Below are 20,570 nucleotides of genomic sequence, written 5' to 3' on the forward strand. Positions count from 1 at the left end.
TTACTCCATTATTTTTCTTTTTACCACTTTTCCACCACAATATGGGCATTCTCTGTGGTCTATGTTAAATTCTCTCTTACAGTCAATGCAGATATATTTAAATTTAAAAGATTTTTCTACTTTTTTATTAATCTTTACTGAAGAGAATTGTATTCCAAGATGTTTAAGTGTATTTTGTACTGACAAGTCATCAGTAAGTACGACTGAAGGTTGTAGATCTAGCGCTAGTGCGATAATTGATATATCTGTATTAGATAGTTTTCTCTCTCTAGTAATATTCAATACCTTAATTACCTTTTCCAAACTTTTTGGAGAGGGTTTCATTATTATTACCTTTCCAGACGATATTGCGATTTCTAGGTTAAATCTAGAATATCTATCCTTAACTTCATTTATAACCTCCTGCGTAGTATATATTTTATCTAATGATAATTGAAGTCCAGCTAAAAACGCTGAGGTATCAAATATGATATGCATGTAGTACTTCTCCTATTAAGTCTAGTTTGAAAAATCTTAAGATTTTTGCCTTACGCTTTGAAGCCCTTACCATAATTTCTTGATTAGTTTTTATCAATGTCACTACTTCACCATCTACTACTACTCTTGCTGTTTGTGGATATCCCTTATCCTCTAGTCTTAAGACCAGAGGCTTGGGTGGTATTACAACTGATCTCAAATAGTAAAAAATTGGATTGACGAATATTATCTCTATTGCACTTAAATCTTTATATATTAGGGAGTTAGTTGCGGACATTCCCCATCCACTACTTCCTTGTGGTGTGGAAACTAAAACTCCATCCCCTTCTACTGATACTCTCTCCGTATCAAAACTTATTCCAACTTTTATGGCTTCTGGTCTATCATACAAGATACCTACTTCGTTGAATCCTAATTCTACCTTATCATTATATATCATTTCTAATAGCATGTATTCTTCCTCCTCATAATCTCCCTTTTTTAATCTCAAAAGAGCCTCCTCAACCTTATCTAACGGAACATCCATTAATAACCCTCTTCTACCTGCCTTTACAGCAATCACTGGTTTATTTTGCTTAACTGCTCTTAATAACGTTCCATCTCCACCTACTGCAATAACATAATCGTAATCCTTATCGACTACTTCAAAGCCCAATTTAGTACAAGTATTCTTAATTTTTTCTATGATGTTATCAAGTTGTGAAGTAGGTTTACTCACTATCTTAACTCTCATTTTGTTCACATATATACTTGAAAGTTATAATATTCTTCTCCTTTCCCCTAAGGCTGTATAGGAAAAATTTAATATCGTAATTTTTGAATCTTCCACTACAACAATGAAAGGCATAAGAATCATAGTCGCTAGAGTTATTTACTCTATACATTGGTTTTATCTCGCACCTCTAATACCTTTTCTCGCAAGTAAACTTAGTTTATCATTACAGATTGTTGGTTTAATTCCTTTTTCCTTCTTTTTAGGCTCTGGTATTATGCAAGTACCTTCTGCCTTTTTATCAACCAAAATAGGATTAAGGAACACTTTACTCTTAGGTCTAATTATAATGAGTATATCGCCATTATTAGTATCATTCTCATCTAGTTTTATTGAATTACTGATATTTTACCTAATAGACGGCGTTGGCGCTTCAATGTTCTTTTCAACTGGAGGTGGGATTTTAGCTTCATTAAATAGGGATTCCCCTGGTTTAGCTTTAGGTATATATAACGCCTCTTTTGCAGTTGGGGGACTTATAGGTTTAAATTGGTATACAATGTTTGGGGACTATTGGTCATTTTACATCTTGTCAATTTTAACATTTTTCTCACTTATTATTAATATAGATAACCCTAACCTAAAACCAAGTTGGAAAATAATTAGAGACAATAGAATCGTAATTCTAGGGATTTCAATAGCAGGAATATGGGGAGTTTATTATGTTATAGGCGAATTATATCCGACGTTTGCATATTATTATTTGCATCTAAATTTAGTTGATTCAGGTTTGTTTACATCTCTCTTGCTTATTTCCTCAGTTATAGGCGGAAGTTTAACATTTTTAGCAGATAGAAAGATCAAGAAGTTTAACCTCCTTATAATTTCCTCACTTTTAGGTTCAGTTCCTTCTCTTCTTCTCTATACAAAAATATATTTACTAGGTATAGTAATAACTGGTATTTTTAATGAACTAGCAATATCAGTGCTTTACTCAATAATAGCTAGTTTGCAAAGAGACGCAAATACGACCATGGGATTAGCCGTGGTTAATTCACTAAATATTTTAATTGGAATGAATTTTGAGCCTCTAGCCTCATATTCTGGCTATTACATGTGGATTGTCGTTAATATCATCGGACTAATACTCTTTTCACTTATAATGTTAATTAGACAGAATATCTCAATTTAACTCGTACTTGAAAGACTTTACTCTCATTGATCAACTCCAGATTTCCACTTTCGTTTAATAGGCGTATTTTAAAGACTTTCTGCTTTGGCCCACCATTTATTCTTATTGTTATCCAAGGGTTAACTCCATATACTAAAATGGATACTTTTCCATCTATTTTTACAGTTTTAGTACTTGAAGGTAACAACAATATTTCCTCCTCTCTGTAATTCCCCCCAACATATTTTGTACCCTCTGTTATAATGATATTATAATATCTAAACCATAAATAAGTCAGAATAGGTAACGGCAATGCTAATATTACTAAATCAAGTTGTGTCTGAAGACTCATATATAACTTTACGTTATTTGGTAATAAAAATTTGCACTAAGGTTTAAATAGTATAAATACTACAACCTAATAGGTGGTGTGTAAGTGAACGAATACGATATGGTTGTAATCGGTGGTGGGCCAGTAGGTCTATTTGGAACTTTTTATGCAGGATTAAGAGATATGAAAACGTTATTGATAGATGCTCAAGATGAGTTGGGTGGTCAATTAATCTCATTATATCCGGAGAAAATTGTATATGATGTAGGTGGTTTGCCAGGAATCCAAGCCTATGAATTAGCTCAAAGACTTATTGAGCAAGCTAAAATGTTTGGTCCAGATATAAGGGTTAACGAATGGGCCGATATGATAGAAAAAACCAGCGATAACATGTGGATAGTTAAGACTGATAAAGGTTCATATAAAACTAAGACTATTTTCATTGCAGCTGGTATAGGGAAAATAGTACCTTCAAGGTTAGGAGCTAAAGGAGAGATTGAATATGAGAATAAAGGGGTTTATTATACCGTAAGGAGAAAGAAAGACTTTGAAGGCAAGAGAGTATTAGTAGTAGGTGGTGGAGACTCTGCAGTAGACTGGGCATTGACTTTAGCCCCAGTAGCTAAATCCGTTACATTAATACACAGAAGAGATCAATTTAGAGCTCATGAGAGAAGTGTAAAGGAGCTCTTTAGGGTTGCTAAGGTCTACGTTTGGCACGAACTAAAAGAAGTTAAGGGGGATGGTAACAAGGTTACTCAGGCTATAATATTTGACAATAGGACGAAGGAGGAGAAAGTATTGGATGTGGATAGTGTAATTATAAGTATAGGATACAAAGGTGATCTTGGTAATATTCCTAAATGGGGAGTAAATATGAAAGGAAGAGATATAATTGTTAACGGTAGAATGGAAACCAACTTACCAGGTGTTTATGCTGGAGGAGATATTGTACAGCTGGAAGGTTCTCCCAAATTAGCCCTAATAGCTGTAGGTTTTGCCCATGCTGCAATTGCTATAAGTGTAGCTAAGAAGTATATAGAGCCTAGTGCGTCTTTATTTGCTGGTCATAGTTCAGAAATGGACAAATTTAAACCTAAGTAATCATTCTTTTTTCTAAATAAAATGAAAAGTGAAAGGCTTAACGTATATTTCCCTGGTGTGAGAAGTTATTATATAATAGGCGAGATTGCTATAGTAACTCCTAAGCGTGTTAATGTCGATTATAGTTTAGTTGCTCAGAAAATTATGGAAGCTCACCCTAAGATAAAGGCTGTATATCTTAAAAAGAAGGTAAAAGGCGAATTAAGAACGAACGAATTGGAATTTTTATCTGGAGAAAGAATATCAACTACGATCTATAAGGAGAATGGGGTATTGTTTTATGTAGATATTATGACGGTTTATGTTAATCCTTCTCTTGCTGGAGATAGACTAAAAAATGTAGAACTTGTTGAAGAAGGAAGTGCTATATTAGACGCCTTTACAGGTTATGGAGCTATTGCATTGAATATAGCTCATAAAAAAATGGCTTATGTTGTTGCTGGAGATGTTAATATTCATGGGCTGTATATGCTCAAGAAGTCTTTAGCTCTAAATAAGATAAAGGGCATGATAGATATCGTCCAATATGATGCACATTATCTGCCATTTAGAGACAAGGCCTTTAAGTTGTCTTTCGGAGATAATCCGACTTTGATAATTGATTTCAAAGAAGAGTTGTGCAGAGTTTCCGAAAACGTCGTATTTTACATTTTATGTGAATCTGAAGATAAGGCAAACTCAAGTTTAGGCAAAACTAATTGGGTTAAGATCAACGACTATTCTAAGAATCTCTTTATCTTCAAGGGGCTTGTCAGATGCTAAAATATGAACTTCTCCCTCAACTTCACTTTTAAGTAATTTAATTATTTCTCTATTTATATCTCTTGCAGCCTTATCTGACCTTATCATTATTGTTGATCCTTCTATAAAAGTGGATTTTCTAAATATAATTTTATTTTGATTCTCAAAAGTAAATTTAGATGAACCCCTGCCGTGAATTATATCAAAGAGCTCTTTTACCTTAACTACAGCGTAAATAAAACTTTCATCACTTCTGGCAATCTTTTTGAAGTTTTCGCTTATATCTCTTGCACCTTTATCGGCTAATATTCCTATTATACAATCTCCCCTAGTTGTAAGATAGTTATCTCTTGTTATTTCTAATGTGGTCTTATGTAATCCTCTGATGTTATAATGTCCCTTAATCTTTATCTTGTCTACTGCTATCAACTTTAGCTAATATAAAAGTATATCCTCTTACCTCTATAAGTTTAGCTCCAACCATCTCTGCAACTCTTTTTGCGAATTCTTTTCGATCGTCAATTTCCTTAATTCCTATTTTTACCTTTATAACTTTATGTTCATTTAATCTTCTTTTTATCTCATTTATCATACCTTCGGTTACACCATACTTTCCTATTCTTATATCCGCTCTTTCAGCCCTAATTTTCTTTATTAGATCCTTTATTTCTTGAGAGTACATATCTCCTTTGCCAATTACAAATAAGACATGTTCTAATTAAAATCTTTGACCTAATTCTTCTTCTTTCAGTTACGCCAATAATTAAAGGTGTGTAACATTTTCTACAAAACATGCGTTTGTACTTTAAGGGAATTTTGACTCTACCTTTTCTTGAATACATTTCAGCTAACTTTATGTATTCTCTTGCTATTTCTAAGTCTCCCTTCTTTGCAGTAATGTAAGCTAGCTCTATAAGCTCAATAATTCTTTTCTTAATCTTGTTTTTTATTCTCACGATAACTACTAAACCCCCTTATGTTAAAAATATTCTATGAATTTAAATATTATCTTACTAGAAGCTAGTCTAGAACTAGTCCCAAAAGAAATAGTTAATCATCCAGCTGTTATTAAAAACGCTAAAAGAAGGAATAAAAAACCTGAAGAGACTTTACTGGATATTTCCTTACACTATCATGCAATGAAGAGTTTAGAAAATAGTCATAAAAGAGGCAGACCGGATATTTTACACCAGGCCTTACTTGTAATTTTAACTGATCCATTAATTAAAGGTGACTTATTTATACATACTATACAATCTAAGATAATTAAGGTAAATCCCAACATGAGACCACCTAAAAATTATTTGAGATTTATGGGATTAATGGAGCAATTATTGAAATACGGTAGAATCCCCATTAATGGTAATGAGAGTCTAATGGAAGTTACAAATCTTACGCTAGAGGAAATTGCAACCAAATACAACTTAATATTATTGTCAGAAAAAGGAGAAAAAATAAATCCAGAAGAACTCTGTAAGTTAGATGAAAAATGGATTTTAGGAATAGGAGCTTTTCCTCATGGAGAGTTCTCTGAAAAAATTTTGGGTTTAGCTAAGAAAATTTACTCCATAAGCAAATTTCAACTGGAAACCCAGCAAGTTTTATGCCGAATCTTATCTGCTTGTAACTCTATTTTAGGTTGGCCTTAGCTTTAATGGTAACTATTCCACCAGGTACTACATCTACATCTTGTATCGACAAATTATATGCCTCTGCAATTTTTGAGAATATCTTTCCTGCACATAAGGTAGAGATTAAACTAAATCCTGTTCCAGTTATTCTAAATTCTATTACGTCACCAGCATTTTTAATTGCAACGTTTCTTATTGGCAGGATAATTTTTATTGCATTATAAAAATCAAATAATTCGTCGAGCGTTGAGGCTTTTGATCTTAAGAACGAACCTATTTGCTCTCCTACTTCTTCACACATATTCTCATACTGCTTACTGTCTTTTTCGTAAGCCAACTTGGTTAAGTTCTCAAGGAACCAACTTGTTACTGGAACTATATCTAATGCCTTCGATATTGAGTAATAATCTACTAAACTTTCTAGTGTGCTTGCATCCTCACCCTCTTTCAATAGTTTCAGCAAGGCTTTAAGAGCAGCGTTAGTCAATGAATAAATAGTATAACCTCTCTTCTTTGCCTCGTTTTCCAATTGTTCAATCAAGTCAGCTTCAGCTGCTATATTAACTCTTGGCATAATCTGTCTATAGAAAGTTTGTAAAAAGACTATTTATATTTAGTCATGCTATCGTTTAAACTTATTTTAAAAACTATGAATGAGGTGTGAAAGCGATCAAATCAAAAATTACGAATAGTATTAATAATACTATAAACACTCCTAAATACCAATTATCATCAATAAATAATGCCTTTACCAGATCGGCCCAACTCTTTATTTCGTTTTTCTTTTGACTCAAGTAAATCCACCATTTTAATTTATGTTTTTCCCATTTATAACTTTTGCTCTAATATATATGCGAAATTTTATTTATGAAACAAATTATATATACTAGGAGATAAGACGTAAAGTGAGTTGGATTGTGATACCATACTAGACTATCTTAACATAGCGAATTGCTCGGCTTTCGTGAATGTGGCATCATCTTGAGACGATTTTCTGCTTTTTGGAGTAATCTCAATCCCCTACACTCACATTGAACTTATCTACTTAGTCCTCTTGTGGAAAAGTTGATGAGAATTTGTTCTCCTTAGCCTTTGAAATTTTACCCAAGTGTATGATTTAGCTCCTTCAGCCTAGGCCTGAAACTTCTCATTTTTTCCTCAAAATAAATACCAGCAGTTATCATATTTTCCCTTAGTAGTACCGAGTCTACGGTACTACCTAGAAAGTTTTTAACATTCTAGGTCATTTTATTAAAAGGTATGAAAAACGAGATCAAGGACTTGGCAAGTAGAGCTAAGACAGAACTCGTAAACACCATCAATTTCGTAGTAGGAACACTAAGGATGCAAGGACTAACAAAAAAGGTCGCTATCGCACTAGCCTTAATCGCATTCATAAGCGATAGAGCTAGCGTGAAGAACATCTCACAAACGTTCAACCTAGATTACAACAACCTACTCAAAGCATTAGAGGAAGTGGAAAAAGCGTGGACGAACTACCTAGACAAATTAAGAGAACTAATCAAAGGACCAGTAATAATCATAATCGACGACACGTTCGACCACAAGGAATACGCTAGAGCTAGAAACAGAGCGAGCGGACAAGGAAACTACATCATGTGGTGTCAAGCACACAAGAGATTCGAATCCGGAGTCCAATTACTAACAATCGCAATCTACGATCTTAACACCAAGAAAGCTTACATGATAGGAGCCTTCCCCTACGCCATTAGAGAAATGTACGAGAGGGGAATGGTGAAGGAGTTCCAAACCAAGATCCAGATGGCCTCTGCATTAATGAAGCTGCTGAGAGAGAAGTTTCAAGTGATGAGAGTCGTCTTCGACTCTTGGTATTGGTCGAGTGAGCTCGTCACTGACAAGGTAGTGTCTGAACTGAAGTCCAATAGGAGAGTCCTCAGAGTCAAGTCAATCCAGGGGACCCATGATGAGGTGGAGGGTCACCTTCACGTGGGCGATCTACCCCCTGGAAGTTATTTGGTTGACTTGACCCTGAAGGACAAAGTTATTACAGTTAAGTTGTTCGTCGAGGAATATAAAGATTACGGCAGGAGGAACCTCTATACTACTGACCTATCCCTTAGCAAGGAAGAGGTTGAGGAGACTTGGAGGATAAGGTGGGAGATCGAGAAGTTTCACAGGGACATTAAGGTTCTAGGTCTTCAAGATACCTCTTTCTTCAAGAGGATTAGGCTTCAAGGTTATGTCCTCCTCTTCGTGATGCTCGTTAACGCGGTTAGGGAGCTATTGGCCTCCCTTAACTTAAGGAGCGTTGAGGAGTTGTTGAGGTTCGTTGAAAGGCATTTAGGAGGGATAGTGGGACTAATGAAAATCTTTAAACTACGTTAAAATCTCATAACTGCTGTAAATACTTTTCTATGGGTGATATTTCATATGTCTTTCATTCCTTAATCCTTGAAAATGAAAGGTCTCCGATAATGTGGTTTCTAAATTTATAAGGTACTCTCTTCAAGGAGAAGGCCTGATGTAACTTCTAGCTAGTTAATATATTATCATTCTCACGGTAAGTTATAAATACCCATATAATATAGTAAATATTGTATATATAATATAGAGGCTCTATTTTCCTACAAGTTATTGTGTGGTGATGAGAATTGGTTTCAGTTAAGGTCCTAAGAAGGGTCTCTATCATTTTTCTTTTCAGTAGCATTTTTCTCATTCCAATATTTCTGTTTGAATTGATTATTGGAATACTATTTAAATCGTATATACTAATGGCAGACTCTTACCATACGTTAATAGATTTTTTAATGTCACTTCTTTTTTATTTTACGTTAGTGAAAATAAATACCAGATCGAGAAGATTTCCTTGGGGACTCTACAATCTCGAAAGTCTGGTAATATTAGCTGCATCTATATTTATCGTCTATTTATCAATGAATTTAATACTTAACATGATCGATAGTTCTATAACTTTTTCAATTTCACCTTGGTATTCAATTGTTCTATTTGTAAGTAGCATTTATTCACTCACATTATACTTTATAGAGAGGAGATATGTTGAGATACAAATAGTAAAAAATGACATGATTCACTCTTTTTTGGATAGTATAGCTGAAGTAATCTCTGGCATAACGTTAATCGTACAAAGTGTAGTTTTAATAGATGTAGTGACATTAGTAATTCTCATATTCACCTTGAGCGATGTGATAAGAGAAATTAAAGACTCAATCCTATCAATACTTGGTGCCTCAATAGATTCTCCAATAAAGATTCAACTAGTTAATGAACTTAAGTCAAAGAATATACCTATACTGAACTTGTATTTAAAGAAATGCGGCTCTTTCTATGCAGTATATACTTATATAGGTTTACCTAAAGACATAAGTCTGGAAAAAGCATATAAAATTAAGAGGAAAACCAAGAGAATAATCAAAAAATATGATAATATAGCTTATGTTGACGTAATACTCGTACCTTTAACTGAAATTAAGAAAAAGAAAATATTAGAGCAAGTCAATGCTCTTTACTCTGGGTAATATTCCCCTTTCCTCATTTATCTTAAAGAAGAACTCTAATCCTCTTCTTACCTCATTAACTGGAACATTATACTCTTGTATATCAGCCCAGATTGTCTTTCTTACTATCTCCTCATCAATATCCGCCTTTTGTGATTCCCTCATTATCTGAACGTCTCTTGGTATTATTTCATCTAAGTGTTTTTCTGCATATTTTTTACTTTTCTCGTAAGTCTCTTTAAATTTGAGTGCAAGTTCCTTTCCAACTTCTTTAGAAATCACCACCATACCCATTGGCATCGGCGTATTATTTGAAATCGCTTTCCACATGTCCCACATACTACCTATTCTAACTACATTAATTCCCAACTTCTTTAGAGCATACATCATCTTTATTTCATGAACTGCTACTAACACGTCTCCCTCCTTTCCCAAAGCTTTTATTTCGTCTAATACTCTTCTAATTACGACTAATCTTCCATATTTTCCAATAAGTAACTTATATAACGTAAATGCAGTAGTGTTTGGTCCATGAACTATTAGTCTACTTCTCTTTATTTCGTCCTCATTCATTTCTTTTATTGCTAAAATTGGCATTCCGGTTATACCATCCACTGCAGTTGCTACAGCATTACTTAGAATATAATAATCATCTTGTATATACGGATACATTGCTACAGATGGAACTGAAACATCAACCTCTTTCTTTAATACTGCTTCATTGATATCTTGAACCGTAGGTATTACTTCAAACTCTAAGTTGAACCCTTCTGGTTTAACTTTTCCGTCCATTAACGGTATAAAAGGATAAAGGTCCCCAGAATCTGCAAGCGCGCCTACTCTTATTGTCACCATAGGCTATAATTTGACATAACGATATATAAGTGTGATTTAAAATACGTTCAATAATGTTCTACACTCTGCACTAGAAACTTATTAAATCCTTGTTAGTATTGAGTTTAAAACATGGTAACAATTGCTTTAGGTAGTAGAAACCCTGTAAAAGTCAGTGCTACTAGGGAGGTACTAGATGTTTTAAAATTGAATTGGGAATTGATTGCAGTTGAAGTTGATAGTGGAGTAGGTAATCAACCTTTTTGCGATCAGACATACGTGGGTGCTAGAAACAGGGCACTGAATGCAATAAGGGCTACTAATGCAGATATAGGGTTAGGAATAGAAGGAGGAGTTTGTAATATCTATGGTAAATTTATAGCAAATGCTGTCGTATATGTTATTACTAAGGATGGTTTAGAGAATTTTGCAATTTCCTCATCTTTTACCTTGCCTAATTCTATAGTTTCTTTAATACTTCAAGGAAAGGAACTAGGTGAAGCGTCAGATATTATTTTTAAAACGAATAATAGTAAGATTAAAGAGGGTGCTGTGGGATTATTAACGAACAATATAATTGATAGAAAAATGCTCTATGTTCAACCTATTATCCTTGCACTATATCCAATTTACAATGTAATGATTAATAATACTCCTTTTTAACCAGTTTTATAAATAACTCGCCGATATCTTGCAATTTGATAGTCTCGTGTTCTGAAGGTCTTGGGATTGTTGCTAAAAATACTCCATAATCTTCATGATTTCCATCTTCGTTCTCACTTCTTGGTTCTCCATATATAGAAAATATTATAAAGTCATCAATCTTGTTTAAAATCTTTCTTACTGCTGTATCTACTAATGAATAAATTTTACACTTTTCTGTAGGATCTTTATGGAGAAGTCTATCTATAGCAGTTATAGAGGCTATGACGGGAGTTTCTTCTATAAGTCCTAGAATTGTTTGAGTTACCTTACTAATTTCCTCTTCTGCATTTAGTGATGTGTCGTATGGAAGACTAAGTTTGCCATAAGTTGGATTAGTTATAGGCAAATTTATTGCTACTGCATTGGTTTCTTTAAGAAGTCTAGGTATTTCATTATTTAGATTGACTTCTGAGATGTCTTTTACATTCTTGATCTCTAATACTGACATCCATGAGGTTTGCGGAAATTGTGGCTTTTTATTTAAAACAACTCCCCTATAAGTACTGCTGAAAAGTGTAAATAAAGTTCTCGGATTGCACTTCATAAAACTGGTATAGCTTAATCCATCTATCCCTAATAATAATGGATTCATTCATATCACTTATTACTCTAATAAAGACTTTAGCCTTATCTCTATTTCCTCTCTAGGTACTGCACCTAGTATTTGGTCTACGGGTTCTCCATTCTTAAAGAACATCACAGTTGGAAGGCTCATTATTCCATATCTCATTGCAATATCTTGGTTCTCTTCAGTATTTAATTTCCCAAAAGCTACTTGAGGATAGTCATTTGCAAGTTCCTCTATTATCGGAGCTAATATAAAGCAAGGCGCGCACCATTCCGCCCAAAAGTCAACAACTGCTATTTTGTTTTTAGTTATAAATTCATCAAAGTTTTTTGAGTCAAGATGTTTTACTGGTTCTTTATCTTTCTCTCTTAGACTAGTATATATTTGATTTGCTTTTTTAGAGAGGAGTTTTTGTAATTCTGGATCATTTAGTTCGTCATTCATAAGAGATTATATATAGTATTCATTTAAAAAGTTTTTATCATATAAAGAGATTAGACATGACAAAACTTATAATTGTAGGTAGTGGGATAACGGGGTTAATTACTGCATTAAAATATAATGGAGATGTAACAATTTTAGAGAGGAATAAAATTATAGGAAATAATTCAAAAGCAAGCTTATGGTCAATCATTCCACCATTATGCAGTAACCATAAAGAAGATTGCGAAAAGGGTATAAGATTCTACGAAGATATTTGTGAGAAATATGGTATCTATTGTAAAAAGACTCATATTATTAGAATTTCCAATAAAACGATTGGTGGTAAGATTATTGATAGAAAGGAAATAAGAAGTTTTGAGCCTCAATTAGATATAGGAGAAGCAGAATTTTTTGATAATGGGTTTTTCGTAGAAGGAGATGAGCTTCTTAGTATACTTGGAACAGAGTTTAACATAGAATCGAACTTAGAAGTGACGGATATACTAGTTAAAGATAACGAAATAAAATCTCTCTTAACGTCAAAAGGTGAGGTAAAGGGAGAGTTCTATATTTTCGCTACAGGCTATCTAACTCCCAAATTATTCTCTAGATTGGGAATAGAGGTAAATTTATTTAAAGGACATTTGATTATTACTAAAAAAACTAGTTTAAATGGAATATTGATTGTGAATGATAGAATTGCAGTTGAGGGTAAGAACTTATACCTTAACGGTGACTCCAAGCTAAATTCATCCTCTACAATAGATTATGACGAAATATCTAAGACAATTAATGAAATTGGAAAGGTACTAAAGATAGATACTACAAATTTAGAGATCAGAGTAGGATTTAGAAGTGTAAGTAAAGATGGGGAACCAATTGTAAAGAGGATTTACTCAAATGCAATTTTAATAACTGGTTATAGGTTTGGCTTTGCATTAGCTCCGGTACTTGCTGAAAAAGCTATACAGATGATTAAACATGGACATTAAGGTAGTTTACTCCACCTCAGATCCAGTTGGTATGACAATAAAAAAACTTGGATATCGTTTCGAAGAGATCAGCGAGGACGTGACAGATTTTCGCTACAACAATGGTGATGTTATAGTAATTTTTTCTAGGCATGAAAGTAAGGCAAGTATTCCTTCACTAACCGTACATTATCCTGGTAATCCATCTGAAGAAGTCATGGGTGGAGAGCCTAAAAAACTCGGAATAGCTTATCCTAGGTTGCTTACCTCAATTTTAAGGGAAATTAAAAAGATAGATCTAGACATAGAGAAAACTATTGAGGCCACTCATCATGGACCAACATATCAACATGTTCCGGTTATATTCGTGGAGGTTGGTAGTGATAAGACATATTGGACTAACGAGAGAATAGTAAGAACTCTTGTTGATTCAACCCTAAAAGGTATTGATAAGGTTAACGAGATAGATTGTAGAGATTACATTACAGGTTTCGGTGGACCTCACTATTCTAAACTTTTTACTAAGTTAGCTGACGAGAGTTGTTTAGGTCATGTAATTTCTAAGCATTATGTCGATAAGTTAGATGATAAGGTTATAATTCAAGCTATAACTAATTCTGTAAATAATATTAACAAAGTTGTAATCGATAGCTTAAACTCTAAGCAGAGAGAGCGAATTATAACAGTTCTAAAGAGGTTTGATATTAATATTCAGCTTCGATAGTATTTGTGGAGTCAATAGCGGTGAACCTATACTAATGACTTTGCAACTATCTATGTTAGTTTCACATCTCAAAATAGTTAGGCTAGCATTAGGTATTCTTATTCCCCATCCGCTAATATCGTCCATGTCCAGTATATACGTAACTATTGCTCTTATAGGATCGGAATGTGATACAGCAGCTATAATACTATTATCTTTATTTATAACTGATTCGAGAAAGTTTTTCATTCTTTTTGTCATATCTTCCCAACTTTCTAGACCTTTAATCTCAATTTGTTTTTTAAAAACCTTCAACTTCCAGTGATCATTTGGGTCAAAAGTGGTATTATTCAATTCTCCTAAGGATCTTTCTCTTAATCTTTGATCTACTATTGGAAAAATTCCTAAAGTTTCACCTATAATAAGCGCAGTCTGATATGCCCTTAGAACTGGACTAGTGTAGATCTTTTCAACCTTCAATTTCATAAGTTCCTTCCCAGCATCCTTAGCCTGTGTAATACCTTCTTCAGTGAGAGGATAAGTGTTAATATCATGGCTGAGTATTTTATTAACGTTAGAGGTACTTTGACCATGCCTAATGAAAATTATTATTGTCATCACTTAGTTGTTATATCTCCCCACTTTATTAGTTTAAACTTAAATATCATCGTGAGATAAGAGTATTGTGGTCTCTTTATTTAAAAAGAACAAACATTCAACAAATTCTACTACTAATTTGAGAATTCTCTTTAGTTCAGATCTTCATGCATCGTATACAGTATTCAAGAAGTTTATAAATGCAGGGAAAATTTACAAGGTAAATGCTTTGATAATAGGTGGGGATATAGCTGGTAAAACATTGTTACCTATTATTGATCTTGGAAATAATAATTACAATATTCAAGATAAGATTGTAACATCAAGTGAATTGAATACCTTAATAGACAGATTCAAGAGCGAAGGGATCTATTATGCTATATTAAGCCAAAATGAGTACGAAGAAGCTTCTCAAAATAAAAAAGTCCAGGATGAATTATTTAAGAAGGCAATAATTTCGACCGTTCGCGAATGGATGAAAATTGCAGAGGAGAGATTGAAGGACTATAAAATACCTATCTTTATAAACCTCGGGAATGATGATCCGGAATATCTCTTTGAAGTACTGAAGGAAAGCGAGATATTTAAAGTTGGTGAGGGTGAGGTATTTGATTTTAATGGATATGAAATCGTATCTTATGGCTACGTTAATCCAACACCTTGGCATACGTTTAGAGAGAAGAAAGAAGAGGAAATCTATGATGACTTAAGTAAGATAGTGTCAAAAATTACTAATTATTCAAAAGCTATTTACAACTTTCATGCTCCTCCTTACAATTCCAATTTAGACAATGCTCCTCTTTTAGATGAGAATTTAAAGCCCATAGTTAGAGGAGGTGAGATTGTATATACACATGTGGGCTCTAAATCAATAAGAAGAGTTATTGAGGAAACCAATCCACTACTGGGGTTGCATGGTCATATTCATGAATCGAGAGGCTTTGATAAAGTCAACAATACGCTCGTTATAAATCCAGGTAGCGAATATAGTAGTGGTCTTCTTCACGCAGCTCTAGTAATATTAGAAGGAGAGTCGGTTAAAGCTCATCAATTTATCTTGGGTTAATTAACTAGCTTGTATCAATTAAAATTTTCTAATGGTAATCCAGAAGAAAGAATTAAAAGCTAAGAAGGAAATTAACTCCATCAGAACTTTTTAACTAATGATGCAGAAGTTATATCTAACTCTTTTAGAAACCTGGAGAAGTTAGGTAGATTTTTATCTAAGTGATGACCAATACTTTTTTTAAGGTTCGCACTTTCTTCTATTTATGATTATATTTTATGCGATCGGTGAAAGGGAAAGGGCAAAAGAATTAGTTAGAATTATAACAAAAACGAGATGGAAGACTATATCAAAGCACGCTATAAAGATAGCGAGTTCCTCGATTGGTCCTTCTGTAGTTATATTTAAGCCAACCATGGCAGGTTTGGCTGTGGCATTATGGCTAAAACAACGCGCAGAAGAATTGGGTATGACATCTGCAGTTGGATGGTTCCAGCCTATAAGCCAAATACCTCCACAAGTTGAAGATGCGATAAGGACTGATTTAAATAAGATACTGATGAAAAAATTGGAAGTTCCGTGGTCGCCGTAATTTAACTAGAAATTTCTATTTGTTTAGGTGGTATTGTCTTTATTTCTGTGTTTTCGCTACTTCTAGTCACAATTACGTAGTCAGCAATTTCAGTTAAATACTCTAATAGTCTATTAAATCTTTTCTGATCAAATGTCATTGCAGACTCATCGATTATGAAGTAAGGAGTTTTGAAATACGCTCTTAATGCACTTAATACTAATATTAAAGCTAGCGTAGTTCTCTCTGACGAAGATAACTTCTTTATATCAATTATAGCACCTTTTCTTCTTACAATTAATCTGTAATTACCGTCAATTTCGGCTTCCATGTCAAATTCGAATTTTCTCAGTAATTGGTTAGATATTCTGTTAAATTCTTCCCTAGCCTTTGTTAGTCTTCTTATGTATTCTACTTGCAACTCATCTACTTTCTTCTGTAATTGCTCTATATGTTCCTCCTTTTCTTTTAATTCTTCTAAGATAGAAGATGGTACTCCTAATAGTTGAAGCTCATACTCATATTCTTCTCTTTTCTTTCTTAGCTCTTCTATTCTCTTTAAGATGCTTGCACTATCATCACTAGTTACTATTGCCCCTGATAATGACTCGGATTTATTGAATCTTTCTTCTGTCTCTCTCTTCTGTCTTTCTAAATCATCTATTTGGAACTTAACTGAATCTATCCTATTGATTAGTTCTTCCCTTTTAGCTTTTAGCTTTGCGATTTCATTCTCAAGAGTCTGTAATTCCTTTAATCTAAGGTCAATTTCTTCTTTTCTTTTCTGTAATCCTATTATATCATTACGCAAGCTATCTAGAAGTGAGGTCTTCTCTCTTAATTCTCTTGATATTATTTCAGCTCTTTCTTTCCATATACTGGGATCTACTTTGCTTCCACATACGTTGCAAGTATCTAAATGATGTTTATCACTTTCGTCCACTTCTTCCAATACACGTTCAAGCACCTTAAGTTCTATTTCTAACTCAGATCTATCAGAGGTTTTCAGCTTAAGTTTCTCATTTATTTCTTCTAGCTCTTTCTGGAGTTGAGCCTTTATATCTGGAGATACTTTACTCTCTTTATTCTGGATCTCTTCTTCAATCTTCTTTAATGCAAATTCTAAGTTCGCTAATTCATCTTTCTTAACCTTTATTTTGTTTAATATTTCATTTATCTTATTCTGCCTGGTTAGTGTTATTGTATATGTGGTCTTAGCTACTATATTGCTACTGCTTTCTCTTTCTTTTTCCAGTTTGTCTATCTCCTCATCTATCGCCCTTATTTTAGCTTGTATCTCTCTAATATTATTATATTTCTTCTGTAATTCATCTCTGGCGTTTATCTCAGCGTTTAGGAGTTTCTGTAATTCCTCCTTTTTTGCCTTTATCTCATTTATCTTTGATGTAGCAGATATAAACCACTCTACATTACCGTCTCCAGATAATATTTGGGTTACTAATTTGTTTTCTGGAGAGAAATACGTTAGTAGTAATGCTCTATCATCATCCATAATTAGATTTTTATCTTCGCTCAATCCATTCTTTATTCTTTTTATTCTTCTATAGTAAAGTTTGTTATCCAATTCTACTTCTATATAGCCACTATCTGCAAATACATTAAGTAAATCTTCTGCCTTAATACTAGATGTCAGTAAAGATATTAATGCCCTTACTAGTGATGTTTTACCATAAGCGTTTGGAGCTTCATATGATGTTACTCCTTTCTCTATATCAAGACTATAGTCTTGTGTTATGCCACCTATATTAAATACTTTAACCTTCATCTAGTGGTATTAAATATAAACTGGTATAAAAACTCTCTCCTACTGTCTAGTTCTAGTGTAGTAGAAAAGATTGAATCTACAAATGTTCTTTCTCAATAACTTTAACAGAGAAGACTTTAGATACTTACGGTTTATCATATTTGTAGAGGTGCTAGATTTTTATGAGAAAAGTTATATTGGATTCAGATACTGCAAGCGATGACACTATAGCAATATTGCTCGCATCTAGATATTTCGAGTTATTAGGTGTGACCATAGTTGCTGGAAATGTAAATTATGATCAAGAGGTTAAGAATGCTCTTTTCACTTTAGAGTACATCGGTAAGCAAGACGTACCAGTTTATTTAGGCTCACAAAGACCTATTTTAGGAAATTGGAGGACAGTTGAGGAAGTTCATGGAAGTAATGGAATGGGTAATTGGGAGTACCCTGAACCTACTAAAAGGCCAGAAAAAGAGCATGCAATAGATGCTATACTCAGATTATCAAAAGAATATGACGGAGAATTAGAAATACTTGCAGTTTCTCCTTTAACAAATATTGCCTTGGCCTATCTTAAAGATACATCAATCGTAAAGCGTGTAAAGAAGATTTGGATAATGGGTGGTGCTTTTTCAAAGGGCAATACTACCCCCATAGCAGAGTTCAATTTTTGGGTAGACCCTGAGGCTGCAAAAATAGTTTTAGACGCAGGATTTGATATTACTATTGTTCCTTGGGAAGTTACCGAATCAAGTGGTTCTTTAAATGAGCAAGATTGGGAATTTATCTCCAAACTTAATACTAAGCTCTCAAAATTCTTTATTAACGTAAATAAGACATTAAAGGAGTATACTACCAAGAATCAAGGCATATCTGGTAGTACTCATCCAGATTCTTTAACAGTTTCTATAGCCTATGATAAGTCGATTATCTTAGAGTCTTCCAAAAAGTATGTTGATATAGAATTATGTTCAAAATCAAGAGGAGCGATGTTAATAGATTGGTACAATTTGTATAAAAATAAGCCGAATGCTGAAATTGTATTAAAGGCAGATGGTAACAAGTTTAAAAATCTTCTATTCAGAACTCTTTCCGAGTTTTGAACAATCAGCGTATACTATAATATTAACATTCTTTACGTCTAAGCCAGACTTAACTAACTTATCCATAAAGTTATCCATTTCCATATCCAGGTCAATAATTCTATTAGAATCTGTGCAAAAAACATTGATGTGAGGCTTTCTATTAATTTCAAACCAAGTTATGCCATTTGCTTCGAAGGAATTTAGTATTCCAGATTCCTTTAATGTTTCTAACGTATTATAAACCGTGGAAAGGCTAATACTAGGTTCTGTTTTTTTAAGTTCTTCGTAAATTTGTTCCCCGCTATAATGACCCCCTCTCATTATTAGCTTTAATATTGCTATTCTTTGTGGTGTTACCTTAAGGTTTCTTTGCCTCAACAAGTTTGCAAGATCAACTTCCATACTGTACTCATTTCTATTTTGGAGTAATTTAAAATTTCTCCTATCTGCAACTCTATTAAACCTTAAATCTAGGTTTATAAAGTTAAGTGAGTATTATATAATAATGCAAAACTTTAGGGAGTTATCAATTGATATAGTTCTTTCACATAAAATACGCAATTATGACCAAATAATTCTGGAGGGTAACAGAAAACGTGATTCTTGTGCATTTTTCGTCTATGGTTATTGTAAAAAAATTTCGTCAAAAAGTAAAGTTCTTGCTAGCTGGATATCTAATGGAAGGATTATTCCTCATCCTCTGTTTTGTTATTTATGTCCATTTTACTCGTTAAGAGATGATGACAAAACTATAACTATTGATCTTTTCGATATTTACTTAACATATAAAAATTTGAAGACACAGATTGAAAGGGAATTAGAATTTATAGAGAGTAGACTTTCAGAGTTTTCGTTTTCAACTTCCTTAGCTCTAAGGAGGAGGAGAGAGGACTTGATAGCCTTCCTCGATGATATTTCAACTAAAATTAAAATATTAATGGAAATAATAAGAGTAAGTGAGAGAGAGCATGAGGACAGATGAAATATTTAATAATCCAAAGAGTTATAAAAGATGGTACGAACTTCACAATAAGCTATACGAGAGTGAGAAAAAAGTAGTTAGAAGTTTTAACCTTAAAGATTGTTTAGATTTAGGATCAGGGCCAGATATTTTTCATGAGGAAATTAGAGGAAAGATTGTATCTCTGGACATATCGTTACTTATGCTAAAAGAAAGTAAAAGTGACGAGAAAGTTCTAGCTGACGCTTTACATTTACCCTTCAGAGACAACTCATTTAAATGTATATTTAGTTCCGTTACCGTCTGTTTTATAGAAGATGTAAAGAGATTCATAAAGGAGATAGCTAGGATAACTAAAGAAAGGGCAGTTATTTGTTTTATTGCTAGAGATTCACCATGGGGCGAATATTATGAGAAGCTGGGTAAAAGTGGACATAGGTACTATTCATTTGCTCATTTTATATCGAGGAGAGAGCTTTACGAAATTATAAACGATTTCATGAAAATCTCAAGAATTAGGTCCACGCTAAAAGATATAAGTGAAACTGAAATCGAGGAAACTTATAATGATGATAGTGGGTCATTCATCTGTGTGGAAGCTATCCCTAATAAATCGGAGCCCCTTTCATCGAGTCTTAATAGACACTCGGGGGCTGATCCTGCTGACCCTATCTTTAAGTTTTAAGACTTTAGATTATATTTTTTCCCATCAAC

General features: G+C 33.5%; 28 protein-coding genes. 14 read left to right on the forward strand and 14 right to left on the reverse strand.

Going from position 1 to position 20,570, the window contains the following annotated elements; all coding sequences use genetic code 11:
* Positions 1-477, reverse strand: coding sequence for an NOB1 family endonuclease (locus tag GFS03_RS01705; protein WP_153422207.1), 477 nt, complete (start codon positions 475-477; stop codon positions 1-3).
* On the reverse strand, positions 461-1,210 hold the full coding sequence (locus GFS03_RS01710; protein ID WP_153422208.1) for an NAD(+)/NADH kinase: 750 nt from the start codon (positions 1,208-1,210) through the stop codon (positions 461-463). The genes GFS03_RS01705 and GFS03_RS01710 overlap by 17 nt, the downstream gene beginning before the upstream one ends.
* Positions 1,211-1,313: 103 nt before the next feature.
* Here GFS03_RS01710 and GFS03_RS01715 point away from each other — a divergent pair, with 103 nt between their 5' ends.
* Positions 1,314-2,381 carry an MFS transporter gene (locus tag GFS03_RS01715; RefSeq protein WP_153422209.1) on the forward strand — a complete coding sequence of 356 codons (1,068 nt, stop codon included), beginning with the start codon at positions 1,314-1,316 and terminating at the stop codon, positions 2,379-2,381.
* Here GFS03_RS01715 and GFS03_RS01720 read toward each other — a convergent pair.
* Positions 2,359-2,712, reverse strand: coding sequence for a hypothetical protein (locus GFS03_RS01720; RefSeq protein WP_153422210.1), 354 nt, complete (start codon positions 2,710-2,712; stop codon positions 2,359-2,361). The two genes, GFS03_RS01715 and GFS03_RS01720, sit on opposite strands and share 23 nt — an antisense overlap.
* 84 nt (positions 2,713-2,796) lie before the next feature.
* On the opposite strand from GFS03_RS01720, the gene GFS03_RS01725 reads away from it, so the two are divergent.
* Positions 2,797-3,795, forward strand: a complete 999-nt coding sequence (locus GFS03_RS01725; RefSeq protein WP_153422211.1) for an NAD(P)/FAD-dependent oxidoreductase — start codon at positions 2,797-2,799, stop codon at positions 3,793-3,795.
* Positions 3,796-3,816: 21 nt separating this feature from the next.
* A complete protein-coding gene (locus tag GFS03_RS01730) occupies positions 3,817-4,557 on the forward strand; it encodes a methyltransferase (RefSeq protein ID WP_153422212.1) in 741 nt (246 codons plus the stop codon).
* On the opposite strand, the gene GFS03_RS01735 is transcribed toward GFS03_RS01730, so the two are convergent.
* Genes GFS03_RS01735 through GFS03_RS01745 form a run of 3 tightly spaced genes read right to left on the reverse strand, consistent with a single transcriptional unit; the run spans position 4,480 to position 5,492 of the window.
* Entirely contained in the window at positions 4,480-4,965 is a 486-nt protein-coding gene (locus GFS03_RS01735; RefSeq protein ID WP_153422213.1) for a DUF371 domain-containing protein, read from the reverse strand. The two genes, GFS03_RS01730 and GFS03_RS01735, sit on opposite strands and share 78 nt — an antisense overlap.
* Positions 4,937-5,218, reverse strand: coding sequence for a YhbY family RNA-binding protein (locus tag GFS03_RS01740; protein WP_153422214.1), 282 nt, complete (start codon positions 5,216-5,218; stop codon positions 4,937-4,939). Before GFS03_RS01740 ends, GFS03_RS01735 begins: the two co-directional genes overlap by 29 nt.
* Positions 5,178-5,492 (reverse strand): ribonuclease P protein component 4, encoded by a 315-nt coding sequence (locus GFS03_RS01745; protein ID WP_153422215.1) that lies wholly within the window; start codon positions 5,490-5,492, stop codon positions 5,178-5,180. The genes GFS03_RS01740 and GFS03_RS01745 overlap by 41 nt, the downstream gene beginning before the upstream one ends.
* 36 nt (positions 5,493-5,528) lie before the next feature.
* On the opposite strand from GFS03_RS01745, the gene GFS03_RS01750 reads away from it, so the two are divergent.
* Positions 5,529-6,185, forward strand: a complete 657-nt coding sequence (locus GFS03_RS01750; RefSeq protein ID WP_153422216.1) for a 16S rRNA methyltransferase — start codon at positions 5,529-5,531, stop codon at positions 6,183-6,185.
* On the opposite strand, the gene GFS03_RS01755 is transcribed toward GFS03_RS01750, so the two are convergent.
* Together GFS03_RS01755 and GFS03_RS13310 are read right to left on the reverse strand one after the other, a co-directional pair.
* Positions 6,166-6,741, reverse strand: coding sequence for a hypothetical protein (locus GFS03_RS01755; RefSeq protein WP_153422217.1), 576 nt, complete (start codon positions 6,739-6,741; stop codon positions 6,166-6,168). The genes GFS03_RS01750 and GFS03_RS01755 overlap by 20 nt on opposite strands.
* A gap of 73 nt (positions 6,742-6,814) precedes the next feature.
* Positions 6,815-6,961: a hypothetical protein gene (locus tag GFS03_RS13310; RefSeq protein WP_167738473.1), complete on the reverse strand. Its 147-nt coding sequence runs from the start codon at positions 6,959-6,961 to the stop codon at positions 6,815-6,817.
* A 466-nt stretch (positions 6,962-7,427) separates the two neighbouring features.
* On the opposite strand from GFS03_RS13310, the gene GFS03_RS01760 reads away from it, so the two are divergent.
* A complete protein-coding gene (locus tag GFS03_RS01760) occupies positions 7,428-8,534 on the forward strand; it encodes an ISNCY family transposase (RefSeq protein WP_153422218.1) in 1,107 nt (368 codons plus the stop codon).
* 266 nt (positions 8,535-8,800) lie between these two features.
* Positions 8,801-9,685 carry a cation transporter gene (locus GFS03_RS01765; RefSeq protein WP_153422219.1) on the forward strand — a complete coding sequence of 295 codons (885 nt, stop codon included), beginning with the start codon at positions 8,801-8,803 and terminating at the stop codon, positions 9,683-9,685.
* Here the strand turns inward: GFS03_RS01765 and GFS03_RS01770 are convergent.
* The gene (locus GFS03_RS01770) at positions 9,653-10,519 is read right to left on the reverse strand and encodes a menaquinone biosynthesis family protein (protein ID WP_153422220.1); all 867 of its coding nucleotides are present in this window, start codon (positions 10,517-10,519) and stop codon (positions 9,653-9,655) included. The two genes, GFS03_RS01765 and GFS03_RS01770, sit on opposite strands and share 33 nt — an antisense overlap.
* A gap of 111 nt (positions 10,520-10,630) precedes the next feature.
* On the opposite strand from GFS03_RS01770, the gene GFS03_RS01775 reads away from it, so the two are divergent.
* Positions 10,631-11,161: a DUF84 family protein gene (locus GFS03_RS01775; RefSeq protein WP_153422221.1), complete on the forward strand. Its 531-nt coding sequence runs from the start codon at positions 10,631-10,633 to the stop codon at positions 11,159-11,161.
* On the opposite strand, the gene GFS03_RS01780 is transcribed toward GFS03_RS01775, so the two are convergent.
* Positions 11,142-11,795 (reverse strand): hypothetical protein, encoded by a 654-nt coding sequence (locus GFS03_RS01780; protein WP_153422222.1) that lies wholly within the window; start codon positions 11,793-11,795, stop codon positions 11,142-11,144. The two genes, GFS03_RS01775 and GFS03_RS01780, sit on opposite strands and share 20 nt — an antisense overlap.
* Positions 11,796-11,807: 12 nt before the next feature.
* Complete coding sequence (gene trxA, locus GFS03_RS01785; RefSeq protein WP_153422223.1) at positions 11,808-12,215, reverse strand: thioredoxin; 408 nt, start codon at positions 12,213-12,215, stop codon at positions 11,808-11,810.
* A gap of 56 nt (positions 12,216-12,271) precedes the next feature.
* On the opposite strand from trxA, the gene GFS03_RS01790 reads away from it, so the two are divergent.
* Together GFS03_RS01790 and GFS03_RS01795 are read left to right on the forward strand one after the other, a co-directional pair.
* Positions 12,272-13,186: an NAD(P)/FAD-dependent oxidoreductase gene (locus GFS03_RS01790; RefSeq protein WP_153422224.1), complete on the forward strand. Its 915-nt coding sequence runs from the start codon at positions 12,272-12,274 to the stop codon at positions 13,184-13,186.
* A complete protein-coding gene (locus GFS03_RS01795) occupies positions 13,176-13,889 on the forward strand; it encodes a D-aminoacyl-tRNA deacylase (RefSeq protein ID WP_153422225.1) in 714 nt (237 codons plus the stop codon). Before GFS03_RS01790 ends, GFS03_RS01795 begins: the two co-directional genes overlap by 11 nt.
* Here the strand turns inward: GFS03_RS01795 and GFS03_RS01800 are convergent.
* Positions 13,854-14,486 carry a 2,3-diphosphoglycerate-dependent phosphoglycerate mutase gene (locus tag GFS03_RS01800; RefSeq protein ID WP_153422226.1) on the reverse strand — a complete coding sequence of 211 codons (633 nt, stop codon included), beginning with the start codon at positions 14,484-14,486 and terminating at the stop codon, positions 13,854-13,856. The two genes, GFS03_RS01795 and GFS03_RS01800, sit on opposite strands and share 36 nt — an antisense overlap.
* Before the next feature lie 67 nt (positions 14,487-14,553).
* On the opposite strand from GFS03_RS01800, the gene GFS03_RS01805 reads away from it, so the two are divergent.
* Positions 14,554-15,531 carry a metallophosphoesterase family protein gene (locus GFS03_RS01805; protein WP_153422227.1) on the forward strand — a complete coding sequence of 326 codons (978 nt, stop codon included), beginning with the start codon at positions 14,554-14,556 and terminating at the stop codon, positions 15,529-15,531.
* Positions 15,532-15,736: 205 nt separating this feature from the next.
* Positions 15,737-16,063, forward strand: a complete 327-nt coding sequence (locus GFS03_RS01810) for a hypothetical protein (protein ID WP_153422228.1) — start codon at positions 15,737-15,739, stop codon at positions 16,061-16,063.
* A 1-nt stretch (position 16,064) separates the two neighbouring features.
* Here GFS03_RS01810 and clsN read toward each other — a convergent pair whose 3' ends face one another.
* Positions 16,065-17,828, reverse strand: coding sequence for an SMC-like protein coalescin (gene clsN / locus GFS03_RS01815; protein ID WP_153422229.1), 1,764 nt, complete (start codon positions 17,826-17,828; stop codon positions 16,065-16,067).
* Between the two features lie 161 nt (positions 17,829-17,989).
* On the opposite strand from clsN, the gene GFS03_RS01820 reads away from it, so the two are divergent.
* Positions 17,990-18,913 (forward strand): nucleoside hydrolase, encoded by a 924-nt coding sequence (locus tag GFS03_RS01820; protein ID WP_153422230.1) that lies wholly within the window; start codon positions 17,990-17,992, stop codon positions 18,911-18,913.
* Here GFS03_RS01820 and GFS03_RS01825 read toward each other — a convergent pair.
* Positions 18,887-19,297 carry a Fur family transcriptional regulator gene (locus GFS03_RS01825; RefSeq protein ID WP_153422231.1) on the reverse strand — a complete coding sequence of 137 codons (411 nt, stop codon included), beginning with the start codon at positions 19,295-19,297 and terminating at the stop codon, positions 18,887-18,889. The two genes, GFS03_RS01820 and GFS03_RS01825, sit on opposite strands and share 27 nt — an antisense overlap.
* A 103-nt stretch (positions 19,298-19,400) precedes the next feature.
* Here GFS03_RS01825 and GFS03_RS01830 point away from each other — a divergent pair, with 103 nt between their 5' ends.
* Positions 19,401-19,877 (forward strand): hypothetical protein, encoded by a 477-nt coding sequence (locus GFS03_RS01830; protein ID WP_153422232.1) that lies wholly within the window; start codon positions 19,401-19,403, stop codon positions 19,875-19,877.
* Positions 19,864-20,541 (forward strand): class I SAM-dependent methyltransferase, encoded by a 678-nt coding sequence (locus GFS03_RS01835; RefSeq protein WP_153422233.1) that lies wholly within the window; start codon positions 19,864-19,866, stop codon positions 20,539-20,541. Before GFS03_RS01830 ends, GFS03_RS01835 begins: the two co-directional genes overlap by 14 nt.
* Positions 20,542-20,570 lie beyond the last annotated feature (29 nt).

This window comes from Sulfolobus sp. E5-1-F, assembly GCF_009601705.1.
Lineage (GTDB): Archaea > Thermoproteota > Thermoprotei_A > Sulfolobales > Sulfolobaceae > Saccharolobus.